The 12,841-nt window shown below is 59.4% G+C and carries 11 protein-coding genes and 1 pseudogene; 6 read left to right on the forward strand and 6 right to left on the reverse strand.

Annotation, left to right across the window (positions count from 1 at the left end):
* The first annotated feature begins 154 nt into the window (after positions 1-154).
* The 6 genes from AABM55_RS15115 to AABM55_RS15140 all read left to right on the forward strand — a co-directional run bounded on the left by AABM55_RS15115 (position 155) and on the right by AABM55_RS15140 (position 6,992).
* The gene (locus AABM55_RS15115; RefSeq protein WP_054597385.1) at positions 155-1,429 is read left to right on the forward strand and encodes an ABC transporter substrate-binding protein; all 1,275 of its coding nucleotides are present in this window, start codon (positions 155-157) and stop codon (positions 1,427-1,429) included.
* Positions 1,430-1,450: 21 nt separating this feature from the next.
* Positions 1,451-2,413, forward strand: a complete 963-nt coding sequence (locus AABM55_RS15120; protein ID WP_347926744.1) for a sugar ABC transporter permease — start codon at positions 1,451-1,453, stop codon at positions 2,411-2,413.
* Entirely contained in the window at positions 2,410-3,252 is an 843-nt protein-coding gene (locus AABM55_RS15125; RefSeq protein WP_054597387.1) for a carbohydrate ABC transporter permease, read from the forward strand. Before AABM55_RS15120 ends, AABM55_RS15125 begins: the two co-directional genes overlap by 4 nt.
* A gap of 27 nt (positions 3,253-3,279) precedes the next feature.
* Entirely contained in the window at positions 3,280-4,425 is a 1,146-nt protein-coding gene (locus tag AABM55_RS15130; RefSeq protein ID WP_054597388.1) for an ABC transporter ATP-binding protein, read from the forward strand.
* Positions 4,422-5,924 (forward strand): glycoside hydrolase family 32 protein, encoded by a 1,503-nt coding sequence (locus AABM55_RS15135; protein WP_347926747.1) that lies wholly within the window; start codon positions 4,422-4,424, stop codon positions 5,922-5,924. The genes AABM55_RS15130 and AABM55_RS15135 overlap by 4 nt, the downstream gene beginning before the upstream one ends.
* A 75-nt stretch (positions 5,925-5,999) precedes the next feature.
* A complete protein-coding gene (locus tag AABM55_RS15140; protein ID WP_347926749.1) occupies positions 6,000-6,992 on the forward strand; it encodes a LacI family DNA-binding transcriptional regulator in 993 nt (330 codons plus the stop codon).
* Positions 6,993-7,019: 27 nt separating this feature from the next.
* Here AABM55_RS15140 and AABM55_RS15145 read toward each other — a convergent pair.
* The 6 genes and pseudogenes from AABM55_RS15145 to AABM55_RS15170 form a co-directional block, all read right to left on the reverse strand.
* Positions 7,020-7,190 (reverse strand): annotated as a pseudogene (locus AABM55_RS15145) (amino acid permease); the annotation flags it as partial.
* A 25-nt stretch (positions 7,191-7,215) separates the two neighbouring features.
* Entirely contained in the window at positions 7,216-8,280 is a 1,065-nt protein-coding gene (locus tag AABM55_RS15150; protein ID WP_347930039.1) for a 2,3-butanediol dehydrogenase, read from the reverse strand.
* 90 nt (positions 8,281-8,370) lie between these two features.
* Positions 8,371-9,483: an acetoin dehydrogenase dihydrolipoyllysine-residue acetyltransferase subunit gene (locus tag AABM55_RS15155; RefSeq protein ID WP_347926751.1), complete on the reverse strand. Its 1,113-nt coding sequence runs from the start codon at positions 9,481-9,483 to the stop codon at positions 8,371-8,373.
* Positions 9,480-10,499: an alpha-ketoacid dehydrogenase subunit beta gene (locus tag AABM55_RS15160; protein WP_347926753.1), complete on the reverse strand. Its 1,020-nt coding sequence runs from the start codon at positions 10,497-10,499 to the stop codon at positions 9,480-9,482. Before AABM55_RS15160 ends, AABM55_RS15155 begins: the two co-directional genes overlap by 4 nt.
* Before the next feature lie 33 nt (positions 10,500-10,532).
* Positions 10,533-11,510 carry a thiamine pyrophosphate-dependent dehydrogenase E1 component subunit alpha gene (locus tag AABM55_RS15165; protein WP_347926755.1) on the reverse strand — a complete coding sequence of 326 codons (978 nt, stop codon included), beginning with the start codon at positions 11,508-11,510 and terminating at the stop codon, positions 10,533-10,535.
* Positions 11,488-12,588: an NAD(+)/NADH kinase gene (locus tag AABM55_RS15170; protein ID WP_347926757.1), complete on the reverse strand. Its 1,101-nt coding sequence runs from the start codon at positions 12,586-12,588 to the stop codon at positions 11,488-11,490. Before AABM55_RS15170 ends, AABM55_RS15165 begins: the two co-directional genes overlap by 23 nt.
* Positions 12,589-12,841 lie beyond the last annotated feature (253 nt).

Here is a 12,841-nt window from a genome sequence, read left to right on the forward strand (position 1 = left end):
TTTGTTTTTATTGTTTTGTTCCAGCGACAGGCTGTTTTTTCGTGAGTTGTGAATTGTCCAAATCGACAAAAAAAAAGATGCCTCATCGCAAATACGCTGCTACATTGAGCGTGTTAACGTTAACTTTTCTAAAAACAAAAATAAAGAGGACTTTATGAAACAGCTAAAAACTCTCCTTCCAGCTGCGCTACTCACCCTCTTTGCCGGGCTTCCATCCGTATCGAGCGCCGCCGATTTGACGATCTCCTGCGGTGCGGTGGGTGCAGAGCTACAACTCTGCAAGGAAGCTGTCGAGGCGTGGTCGAAACAGACCGGCAACAATGTCGAGGTGGTTTCCACGCCTAACTCGGCGACCGAGAGGTTGTCGTTCTACCAACAGATCCTTAGTGCGCAGTCCACCGACATCGACATCATTCAAATCGATATGGTGTGGCCGGGGATGCTGGCCAAACATCTGATGGATCTGCGCGAGGTGCTTCCAGCCAACGCTACCCAAGGCTACTTCCAGGCCCAGGTAGATAACGCCACGGTAAACGGACGGTTGGTGACGATGCCGTGGTTCACCGATTCGGGCCTGCTGTATTACCGCAAGGACTTGCTCGAGAAGTACAACAAGCAGGTTCCCCAGACGTGGGAGGAAATGACCGCTACTGCCAGGGATGTTCAACAGGCCGAACGCAACGCCGGTAACCCCGATGTGTGGGGTTACATATTTCAGGGACGCGCCTACGAGGGGCTGACGTGTAATGCGCTGGAGTGGATCAGCAGCCAACCGGAAGGCGGACTGGTCAATCCACGAGGAGACATCGTGGTCAACAGTCAGGCCTCAAGAGCTGCTTTGACCCTGGCGAAAAGCTGGGTGGGAGACATCTCCCCGCGTGGCGTGCTCAATTACACCGAGGAAGAAGGACGTGGCGTATTCCAGTCGGGAAATGCGCTGTTCATGCGTAACTGGCCTTATGTCTGGGCCCTGGTGCAAAGCCAGAACAGTGCCGTAAAAGACAAGGTTGGGGTCGCTCCCCTACCCCGGGGCGGCGAGACCGGCAACCATGCATCCACTCTCGGCGGGTGGGGCTTGGCGGTATCGCGTTACAGCGCCCATCCAAAACTTGCCGCAGATCTGGTGAGCTACCTGACCAGTGCCCAACAGCAAAAACATCGTGCTCTGATAGGCGCCTATAACCCGGTTATCGAGTCGCTGTATCAGGATCCCGAACTGCTCGCGGCAATGCCTTACTACGGTCAGCTCCACAGCATTCTCAACGATGGGGTCATGCGCCCCGCCTCAATAACCGCCGATCGCTATCCACGGGTCTCCAATGCGTTCTTCGATCGAGTGCATGGCGTGCTGGCGGGTGAGTTGCCTGTCGATCAGGCGCTGGCCGAACTGGAAAGCGAACTCACGCGCATCAAACGCCGGAACTGGTAAGCCACAAGGAAGGAAATCACCATGTCTGTCTCTACTACCCATGCCTCCTGTGACGAGCTCCTGCTCACCAGGGAAACGCCCATACAGCGTCGCCGAGTACGCGCCGCCTGGCTGTTTCTGACGCCAATGCTGCTGTGTCTGGCCCTGGTGGCGGCCTGGCCGCTACTGCGCACATTCTGGTTCAGCCTGACCGACGCCAACCTGGCGGACACGAGTGGCGGCTCCTTCGTAGGCTTGAGCAATTATCTGTTCCACGACGGTTCCAGCTGGTCGGGCATTCTGGTCGATCCACAATGGTGGAACGCTGTGCGCAACACGTTGCATTTCACCGTGGTGTCGGTGGGACTGGAAATCGTGCTAGGGCTGCTGGTGGCGTTGCTGCTAAACATCAAGTTCACCGGCCGTTCCCTGGTGCGTGCGTTGATTCTGATTCCCTGGGCGATTCCTACCATTGTCTCGGCGAAGATCTGGTCATGGATGCTTAACGACCAGTTCGGCATCATCAATCATCTGATGCTGAGCCTCGGACTGATTGATGCTCCACTGGCCTGGACGGCAGATGCGGATCTGTCGATGTGGGCGGTCATCATCGTCGACGTCTGGAAGACCGTACCTTTTGTCACGCTGCTGATGCTGGCTGCCTTGCAGATGTTGCCGAGCGATTGCTACGAAGCCGCCAGGGTCGATGGCATTCATCCGCTGAAAGTGTTCTGGCGTGTCACGCTTCCACTGTTGATGCCTGCATTGCTGGTGGCGGCGATCTTCCGCATCCTCGATTCCCTGCGGGTATTCGATGTCATCTATGTGCTGACCTCGAACTCTTCGAGCACCATGAGTATGTCGGTCTATGCCCGCCAGCACCTGGTGGAGTTCCAAGACGTTGGCTATGGCAGCGCGGCCTCGACTCTGCTGTTTCTGGTCGTTGCGGTGATCGCCATGCTTTATCTCTACCTCGGGCGCCGTCAACTGGAGGTTCGCTCATGAGCCAGCGTCTACTCAAAAAAGCGCTGTTGCGCCTCGGGTTCTGGTGTCTGATCGGGATTTTGCTGCTGTATGCGGTCTTCCCTTTCTACTACGCCATCGTGACTTCGCTGAAGCCATCCAGCGCCTTGTTCGAGGTGAGCTATTGGATCGATAGTCCCGACTTCTCCAATTATGCGGCGGTACTCCACCAATCCTCATTCCTGAGAGCTATCGGTAACTCGCTGGTGGTTGCGCTTTGCGTGGTGACGCTGGCGCTGTTCCTCAGCCTGACCGCCGCCTACGCCTTGGGCAGGGTGAAGTTCCGTGGGCGTGGCACGGTATTGATGATGGTTCTTGGCGTCTCGATGTTTCCCCAGGTCGCTGTACTGTCGGGGCTGTTCGAAGTGATCCGCGCCTTGGGTCTGTACAACACGTCCTGGGCATTGATCCTGAGCTACACGATTTTCACCCTGCCCTTCACCGTCTGGGTGCTGACCACGTTCATGGGGCAACTGCCCCATGAACTGGAAGAAGCGGCAATCATGGATGGCGCTTCGCCCTGGGTCACGCTTACCCGTGTGCTGTTGCCGCTGCTCTGGCCTGCGCTGGTCACCACTGGCTTATTGGCTTTTATCGCAGCGTGGAACGAGTTCCTGTTTGCCCTGACCTTCACCCTCACAGACACGCAACGCACGGTGCCGGTCGCCATCGCCTTGATTTCCGGCGGGAGTCCCCATGAGCTGCCTTGGGGGCTGTTGATGGCCGCATCGGTGCTGGTCACCGTCCCACTGGTGATTCTGGTGCTGATCTTCCAGCGCCGAATCGTTTCCGGTCTCACTGCCGGCGCGTTAAAGGGTTGATGCCCAACAAATACAAGGAACAGCATCATGATCAAATTGAAGCTAGACAACGTGAACAAACAATTGGGCGGCGTGCGGATTCTTCGCGACGTCAGCCTGGAGATCGCTGCGGGTGAATTCGTGGTGTTCGTTGGCCCTTCGGGCTGCGGAAAGTCGACCCTGTTGCGACTGATCGCCGGACTGGACTCGATCTGCGCCGGCGACCTGCTGATTGACGAGCGACGGGTCAACGACCTGGAACCGCGCGAGCGTGGCGTCGGCATGGTGTTTCAGTCTTATGCGCTGTACCCGCACATGAGCGTCTACGACAACATCAGTTTTGGTCTCAAACTGGCCAAGACTGAAAAGAGCAGCTTGCGCGAGCGGGTGCTGAGAACTGCGCAAATCCTGCAATTGGACAAACTGCTGCAACGCAAGCCAAAGGAACTCTCTGGAGGGCAGCGTCAGCGTGTGGCCATGGGCAGAGCCATGGCGCGGGAACCGGACATTTTGTTGTTCGATGAGCCGCTTTCCAACCTGGATGCGTCCTTGCGGGTGCAGATGCGCAACGAAATCGCCCGTCTGCATGCTCGACTAGGCTCGACCATGATCTACGTCACCCACGATCAGGTGGAAGCGATGACCCTGGCCGACAAAATTGTCGTGCTCAATGGCGGTCGCGTAGAGCAGGTTGGCTCGCCGCGCGAACTCTATGAACGCCCCGCCAGCCGCTTTGTCGCCGGTTTTCTGGGCTCGCCCAGAATGAACTTTCTGGCGGCGCGCCTGCATGCCCCAGGCGAAACCAGCCTGGTTGACACCCCGGTTTTGGGTATGACCTCCCTGCCCTTCGACAGCTCAAACCTGGCGGCGGACACTCCGCTGAGCCTCGGGGTTCGCCCGGAGCATGTATCGCTCAAAGCGGCGGATGGAACCGTCGGCGTCATCGTGACCGGGGTCGAATACCTGGGCAGCGAAACCTATGTGCACCTCGATACCGGGCAGGACGATCCACTGATCTGTCGTTGTGAGGTCAACGCCGGATGGCAGGTCGGCGATCGGGTCGAGCTGCAGCTGGACATCGGTAATCTGCACCTGTTCGACGCCGACGGCACGGCCTTGAGGCGTCCCCCACAAGCCATTGAAACCCTGCCAGATGGAGTCTCTCTGCGCTCGGTACGAGCAGGCGCCCTTTGACCTTGTCCTTGAATTCCATGAGTGATCCAATGTCTTCTTCCCTTGACCTTGCGCAGCGTGCACTGAGTGACGGCCTGTCTCGCGTCATCCACGATTATCGACCCGGTTATCATATTGCTCCCCCGGCAGGCTGGATGAACGACCCTAACGGGGTGGTGTACTTTCGTGGCGAATATCACGTTTTCTATCAACATTACCCCTTCGAGGCGAAATGGGGCCCGATGTATTGGGGGCATGCCAAGAGTGCCGATCTGGTTCATTGGCAGCATCTCCCCATTGCGCTGGCACCCGGCGATGACTTCGACCGTGACGGTTGTTTTTCCGGTAGCGCAGTGGTGTGTGGAGATACCCTGGCACTGATCTACACCGGGCACACCTGGCTGGGGGAAGCGGGTGACGAACGCTCGATCCGTCAAGTCCAGTGCCTGGCCACCAGTATCGATGGTATCCGCTTCGTCAAGCATGGCGCAGTCATCGAGACCGCGCCGCAAGACACGATCATGCACTTTCGTGATCCCAAGGTATGGAAGGAGGATGACTGTTGGTACCTGATTGCCGGCGCACGTCTGGACGATATACCGCTGCTCCCGTTGTACCGCTCCACGGATCTGCACGCCTGGGAGTTCCTTGGCTATGTGTCCGGCGGCAGCGAGGGCGATGGCTATATGTGGGAATGCCCGGATCTGTTTCGACTGAACGGACGCGATGTACTGCTGTACTCCCCCCAAGGCATGCAACCCCAAGGTTACGAACGGCTCAACAAGTACCAGACTGGTTATCGAGTGGGTCGACTCGATAGCGAATGGCACTTCACTGGCGGGCCTTTTATCGAGCTCGATAACGGTCACGATTTCTATGCAGCGCAAACGCTACTGGCCGCCGATGGTCGGCGACTTTTGTGGGCGTGGCTCGACATGTGGGAAAGCCCGATGCCGAGCAAGGCCCATCACTGGTGCGGCATGCTCGGTTTGCCGCGCGAACTTGAACTGCGCGCAGATCGCCTTTGTGTGTATCCGGCACGGGAGCTCACCGCTCTACGCAAGGCGCCATTGCCTGGTACACCCTGGTGGGATGAGTCGGGAACCCGGTGGGTGCCGGAGGTGAAAGGCGATATGCTCGAAATCCATGTGCATCTGGATTTGCTCGGCTGCACCGACGGCCACCTGGGAATCGCCTTGCGCTGCAGCGACGATGGCCATGAAGAAACCCTGCTCTACTACGATGCGTCGCTACAGCGTCTGGTGCTTGACCGTAGCCGCTCGGGTGCGCAAGCCACAGGTCAGCGAAGCGTGTCGATAGACCCGACACAAGAGCGACTCGAACTGCGTGTGTTCCTCGATCGCTCGTCCATCGAGGTGTTTGACGAAAACGGGCGCTTCAGCCTCAGCAGTCGCCTCTATCCGCAGCCCGGCAGTCTGGGCGTGAAGCTCCTTGCAAGCGGGAGCGGCGGGCGTGTCTCCATTCCAAGGGCGTGGCCACTTGCCTCGGGATGGCTATGAGCAGCGTCATTCGTATCGCGAGAAGCGCAGGCCATGTGTCATGATTCTGCCTCAACCTGACCGGCTTCGCCTCGCATGACTTCAGTGAAAGACGTTGCACAGCTAGCCGGCGTGTCCCTGATGACGGTTTCTCGAGCACTCAACAATCCGGAAAAATTGAGCCCCGAAACCTATCAACGGGTGCGTCGCGCCATTGACGAATTGCAATTCGTGCCGAGCCTATCAGCGCGAAGAATTCGCGGCGACAACCTCCAGACGCGAACCATCGGTGTGTTCGCGTTGGACACCGCAACTACACCGTTCGCCGTCGAGCTGCTGCTGTCCATCGAACAGACTGCGCAGCAAGCAGGCTGGAATGTATTTATCCTCAACCTGTTAAGCAACCCGCCCACCGACCAGAACATCGACCTGATGTTATCGCACCGTCCCGACGGGTTGATCTTCAGCGCCATGGGGCTGCGCCAGGTGTGCATTCCCGAGCGATTGAAGAGCACCCCCCTGGTACTCGCCAATTGCCTGGCGGATGACAGTCGCCTGGTCAGTTATGTGCCCGACGACGAAATGGGGGAGTATCGAGCCGTACATCACGCATTGAGTCGAGGCTATCGGCGCCCTCTGTTTATCAATCTTCCAAAACAGAGCCTGGCCTGGGGTCTGCGACAAAGAGGCATGCAGCGTGCCTGTCAGGCATTCGGGCTGTTGCCTGACGCACTCCTGCAATATGACCTTGCCGATCATGACGCCTATGGTGAAACCGCAGCCATCCTCGACCGGCACATCATTGATAGTCGTCCCCAATTCGACATTCTGATCTGTGGCAACGACCGTATTGCTTTTTGTGCCTATCAGGTGTTGTTGGGCCGTGGGCTGAAAATCCCCAATGATGTCGCCGTGCTCGGCTATGACAATATGATCGGTATCGCTGAACTGTTCATCCCACCGCTGACAACGGTACAACTGCCGTACTACGAGATCGGTCGCAGGGCTGCCCGGCACCTGATCGAAGCCCTCGACGTATCAGGAACCCGGCCAGTTGATTGTCCATTGGTTGCCAGGGCATCGCTATAAGGGATTGGTTAATTCGGGGAAAGCCGCGATCAATTTTCCAGCCACCGTCAGCACCAACGCCCGTCGGGGCACAACGTGGACGGCGGTTTTCTCAAAAAGAGCAGGAGCCTGCTTTTGCTCAGTCAGGTTCATGAGCATACGGCCAGTGCTGTAAATGCTGCCATTGCACGATGACAAGGCAGCAGTAATCACAACGAAGGGTCCATCGTCCGACTCAGCCGCTTCAGACTCGAGCGGGCGACACGATGATTTTGACGTTGTGCTCCTTGTTGTTGACCAGCTCCTCGAAGCCCTGCCCCACGATCTGCTCCAACTGAATGCGCCCAGTCACCAGCGGAGTGATGTCCAGCCGACCATCAGCGATAAAAGCGATCACGTCCGCAAACTCACCGTTATAGGCCAGCGCACCCAGCACCTGTTTTTCGGTAGCCACCAACTCGAAAAAGTTGAACTCGCTGGGCTCCTCAAAGATCCCCACCAGTACGCATTTTCCGGCCTTGCGGATCAGATCGATCGCGAGCTTGGCGGTGTGTTTGTTGCCGATGCATTCGAAGCTGACATCTGCCCCGAGCCCACCCGTCAGGCGCCGTACCTCAGCCAAGGCATCGCATTCATTGGGATCGAGCACATGGGTCGCCCCCACTTCCAGGGCCTTGGCCTTGCGCGCTCCAGACATTTCCAGAGTGATCACCTGAGCCGCACCGGCAGCCTTGGCGCACATGATGGTGCACAAGCCAATGGTGCCTGCACCAACGACTACAACGTTCTGCCCGAGCAGGCTCCCGGCTTTTTTCACCGCGTGCATGCCCACCGCCAGCGGCTCGATCAGTGCCCCGGCTTCAGCAGGAAAGTTCGCCGGTAACTTGTACAACAGGTTGGCCGGCACGTTGACCAGTTCAGCGAAGGCACCATTATTCATCAGCCCGGTGAACGCCAGGTTCTCGCAGATGTTGTACAGCCCGTGGGTGCAGTAGTAGCAGCTGCCGCAATGTTGGCAGGCATCGGCCGCCACCGGTTCGCCGACGCTGAAACCCTGAACACCGGCACCGAGTTCGACGATTTCGCCACAAAACTCATGACCGAGAATGCACTGGCCCTTGATCCCGGTCAGCGGGTGCGGTGCGTCAACCGGTATGAACACCGGCCCAGCCACGTACTCATGCAGATCGGACCCACAAATGCCGCACCACTGCACGCGGATCTGCACCCAGCCGGCAGGTGGCGCTATTGGCAGCGGAACGTCTTCGACACGGATATCGTGGCGGCCGTGCCAGACAGCGGCACGCATACTGCGTTGCGGATTGATTGAAATGCTCAAAGCGAAATCTCCTTGAAATAGTTGCTCCTGGCACCCCGCGAGAGGTCGCCAGGAGGGGCGTCAGTGCTGTTGCACAAAGTCCAGAATCAATCGATTGACTTGCTCGGCCGCTTCCATCTGCACCATGTGCGCCTGACCTGGCAGGACCTCGACCTGAGCCTTCAGCCCGGCACTATGGTTCGCCGGAATAATCGCGTCGTCACTGCCCCAGATCAGCAACACTGGCTGCTGGCCGTCCTGCACCACGCCGCGCAGATCGAGCTGTTGCGATCCGTCTTTGAACACGCCTGATACCAGCAGGCGCAGGGCCGCACCCACTCCTTCCAGGCGCTTGTACTTGAGCATGTCTTCGAGCATCTGCCGGTTGACCAGCTCGGGATTGGAGAACAGTTTCACCAACTGTGACTTGAGGGCATTGCGGTTGGCAGCCTCGACAAAACCTTCCAGGTAATCGCCGTTGATGCCCTCCCCCAGACCTGCGCTGCCGATCAAGATCAAGGACCGTACCCGCTGCGGTTCCAGACGCGCAATGTTCAGCGACACCGCTCCGCCCATGGAATGACCTACCAGATGCGCTGCGGGAATGTCCAGGTGATCAAGCAGTGCCAGCACTATGCCGCTCAGCTCATCCAGGTCTCCGCGCTCAAGCTGCTTGGTAGACTCGCCATGGCCCGGCAGGTCCAGGGCAACCACCCGGCGCCCGGCGGCCAATGCTTCATGATTGAACATCCAGTTATTCAGGTCACCGCCAAAGCCGTGCACCAGCACCAACGGCACCCCGCCTTCGCCGCGCTCCAAGTAACGGATCAACCGCCCGTCCAGCTCGACTTTTTGCGGCTTCGGCCCGCGGTCCTCCTCGGCGTCGTCCCCAGGCACGAACGTGGCCTGAAACTGCTCGACGACTGCATCGATCTCGACCTCGCTGGCCTCGCCGTCGACCACGATGCCAAGCAACGCACCCACTGCGAGGGTTTCATCCTGGCGGGCGATCTGCCGACGAAGCACTCCGGAAAAAGGCGCCTCGACACTGCTGGAGATTTTGTCGGTTTCGACATCCAGCACTTCGTCACCCTTGGCGATGACCTGGCCTTCCTCCTTGAGCCAGGCATCGACCCGGCCCTCGGTCATGGACAGGCCCCACTTGGGCATGGTCAAGGTATGGATCTGGCTCATGAACGCTTGCTCCACTCGATCAGTTTCAGCACGGCGTTCTCGATCTTCGCCGCGTCGGGAATGTAGAGGTCTTCCAGGGCGTCGGAGAACGGTACCGGCGTATGCGGAGCAGTCACCATCTCGATCGGCGCCTTGAGCGAGGCGAATGCTTTTTGCGCCACCAAAGCCGAAATATCAGTCGCCATGGAGCAACGCGGATTGGCTTCGTCGATGACCACCAGGCGTCCGGTCTTCTCCACACTTTCCAAAATACTGTCTTCGTCCAGCGGGCTGGTGGTGCGCAGGTCGATCACCTCGCAGTCGATCCCGCGCACGGCCAAATTGCGCGCGGCGTCCATCGCGGTGTTGACCGTGCGGCCATAGGAGACCAGCGTCACGTCCTTGCCATCACGCAGGAAGTTGGCTTCGCCGAAGGGGATGGTATAGAGCTCTTCCGGTACTTCACCCTGCATGCTGTAGAGCATTTTGTGTTCACAGAAGATCACCGGGTCGTTGTCGCGGATTGCCTGGATAAGCAAACCCTTGGCGTCATAAGGTGACGACGGGCAGACCACTTTCAGCCCTGGAATGTGGGTCCACAACGAGGTCAGCATTTGCGAGTGCTGGGCAGCGGCCCGCAACCCGGCACCGACCATCGTGCGGATGACCAGTGGCGTGGAGGCCTTGCCGCCGAACATGTAGCGAAACTTGGCCGCCTGATTGAGGATCTGGTCCAGGCAGCAACCGGCGAAGTCGACGAACATCAACTCACATACCGGGCGCACGCCACAGGTCGCGGCGCCCACTGCAGCACCGACATAGCCCAACTCCGACAATGGCGTGTCCAGCACTCGTCCGGGGAATTGGTGATAGAGGCCCTTGGTCACGCCCAGCACCCCGCCCCAGGCGTCGTTTTCACCGGGGGCACCGGCACCGCCGGCGACGTCCTCACCCATGATGAACACGCTGGGATCGCGGCGCATTTCCTGGGCCAGAGCTTCGTTGATTGCCTGCTGATAACTGATTTTTCTCGCCATGATGAAGGTCTCGATTCTTGTTATAGGGGGCGTTCAGGGATAGGAAACGTAGACGTCGGAGAGCAGATCGGCCGCGCTCGGCTTGGGGGCGGACTTGGCCTTGAGCACGGCGTTCTCGATCAGCAGCTCCACCTCGCTGTCGATCTGGTCCAACTGGCTGGCCTGCGCCCGCCCGGCACGGATGATGCGTTCGCGGAACTGCATCAAGCAGTCGTTGTGCTCGCGGAAATGCTTGACCTCGTCCGGCGCCCGATAAGTCTGGGCGTCGCCCTCAAAGTGACCGTAATAGCGAGTCAGCTTGACCTCGATCAGCGATGGCCCCTCCCCGGCCCTGGCCCGCTCCACTGCGGCACCGGCGGCTTCGTGAACGGCGAAGAAGTCGAAGCCGTCCACCGTGACCCCGGGCATGCCGAAACCGGCAGCGCGGTCGGCGATGTGATCGCAGGCCACCGACCAGTTGGAAGCCGTGGCTTCGGCGTAACCGTTGTTCTCGGCAATGAACAGGCACGGCAGATTCCACACCGAGGCCATGTTCATCGCTTCGAACACCGCCCCTTCGTTGGAGCCGCCGTCACCAAAGAACACCACCGCAACACTGTCGGTGCCCTTGAGTTTGGCGGCCAGGGCCGCGCCCACGACCAGCGGCGCACCGGCCCCCACAATGCCATTGGCACCGAGCATGCCCTTCTCGAAATCGGCGATGTGCATGGAGCCACCCTTGCCTTGGCAGACCCCGGTTTTCTTGCCGTAGATCTCGGCCATCATCCCGTCCACATCGACGCCTTTGGCGATGCAGTGGCCGTGACCACGGTGGTTGGAGGCAATGCAATCGTCATCCCTCAAATGGGCCATGACCCCGGCGGCCGAGGCCTCTTCGCCGGCATACAGATGGACAAAACCGGGAATCTCACCGGTGGCGAATTCCACGTGCAGGCGCTCTTCAAAGACGCGGACGGTGCGCATCACCTGATAGGCATGCAGCAATTGATCAGCGGTTAGCTGTGTCGACATTTTTATTCTCCAGGGTGTCTTGAGACGAGAGGTTCAGAGGGTGCTGCGGGTGTTCACGGCCGATGGCCAGAAGTCGCTGTTGCGCTGCATAGTCCAGGACCGCATTGACATCGATGCTGAGCGGACCGCTGGAATCGAGGGTGACCGTGGGCCGGTCATGGGTGTTGAATTCGATCTCGCGCTCGCCATCCAGAGCGAGGGTTCCGCTGGCCAGGCACAGACTATGGGCGACACCGGGTTCAAGGCTTCCCGCAGCGAATACGCCGCAGCCTTGCAGCAGGCCGGGAGCCAGAGGCACCAGCAGCGCTTTCGGAGATTGCGCATCGAGGCGCATCCAGGCCCCACCCGGAGCCTGACGCGATACGGGAAACCACAAGCCGCAAAGGGCCGAGATGCCAATGGACTGAGGTTCGGCGAAGGTCACAAACACCTCGGCCAGATCGCCCCCGCGACTGATGGCCCTTGCGCCGACGAAGGGCAACGAGGACACCGCCACGTCCACCAGGGCCATCTCGCACAGGCCACGACTCGGCTCGCGCACCAGCAAGCGTTTATTGCGGCGCAAAGCGATCTCGTGCGGGATCCGCCCACTGACAAACAGCCCGCCGGCCAACCCGGCGCTGGTGGCTTCACGCAGTTCCGGAAAGGCGTTGTTGGTGCCGGTGGACAGGGTCAGCAGCGGAATGTCGCCGACTTCGGCGGCCACCGCCTTGTGAGTACCGTCGCCGCCCAGCACGGCGATCAGCGCAACGCCGCGTTCGGCCATCCAGCGTGCCGCGTGACGGGTATCCTCGACACTTTGGCGCAGGGTCAGGTCGAGGAACTCAAGGACTGGCCAGTGACTGCTGCGAGCCTGGCGGCCGTGGCTGTTTTTCAGCACGGCGGCGGCGATGCCGGTCATGTCTGTGGGCATCAGCACCCGTTCGACACCCGTGGCGCCAAAGGCAGCCAGCAAGCGCTGGATCACCGAGACCTTGTCGGTGCTGGAAAACAACCCGGCGTTGGCGGTCAGGCGCCGTACGTCCCGGCCGGATGCCGGATTGGCAATGATACCTACGGTCAGCGGCGCACGACTCATAACGCCACCACGGGCAGAACAGGAAAAGGATTTCGGCAGGACATCGGGCACCTCTTTTTATTATTGGGTTGCCAGTCAGGCTGGTTGCCAGAGCTAGAGCAAGGCCAGTGCCAAATTCGCAAAAACACCTGCACAACCCCGTCGTAGAGCGGTCCGATGGCCCCCCGGGGTGGCCGAAATCAAATCCGAATGAAACGCGTGATGTCAGGCTGTACGAGGTGGCGGCGAGACCGTGAGACATCGCGTCTCACCG

This window comes from Pseudomonas helvetica, assembly GCF_039908645.1.
Taxonomy (GTDB): Bacteria; Pseudomonadota; Gammaproteobacteria; order Pseudomonadales; family Pseudomonadaceae; genus Aquipseudomonas; species Aquipseudomonas helvetica.

Coding starts and splice junctions, on each gene's coding strand:
- AABM55_RS15170 (WP_347926757.1), bottom strand. CDS start 12,588: ATGAGTCGTGCGCCGCTGACCGTAGGTATCATTGCCAATCCGGCATCC.
- AABM55_RS15125 (WP_054597387.1), top strand. CDS start 2,410: ATGAGCCAGCGTCTACTCAAAAAAGCGCTGTTGCGCCTCGGGTTCTGG.
- AABM55_RS15160 (WP_347926753.1), bottom strand. CDS start 10,499: ATGGCGAGAAAAATCAGTTATCAGCAGGCAATCAACGAAGCTCTGGCC.
- AABM55_RS15115 (WP_054597385.1), top strand. CDS start 155: ATGAAACAGCTAAAAACTCTCCTTCCAGCTGCGCTACTCACCCTCTTT.
- AABM55_RS15140 (WP_347926749.1), top strand. CDS start 6,000: ATGACTTCAGTGAAAGACGTTGCACAGCTAGCCGGCGTGTCCCTGATG.
- AABM55_RS15120 (WP_347926744.1), top strand. CDS start 1,451: ATGTCTGTCTCTACTACCCATGCCTCCTGTGACGAGCTCCTGCTCACC.
- AABM55_RS15130 (WP_054597388.1), top strand. CDS start 3,280: ATGATCAAATTGAAGCTAGACAACGTGAACAAACAATTGGGCGGCGTG.
- AABM55_RS15155 (WP_347926751.1), bottom strand. CDS start 9,483: ATGAGCCAGATCCATACCTTGACCATGCCCAAGTGGGGCCTGTCCATG.
- AABM55_RS15150 (WP_347930039.1), bottom strand. CDS start 8,280: ATGCGTGCCGCTGTCTGGCACGGCCGCCACGATATCCGTGTCGAAGAC.
- AABM55_RS15165 (WP_347926755.1), bottom strand. CDS start 11,510: ATGTCGACACAGCTAACCGCTGATCAATTGCTGCATGCCTATCAGGTG.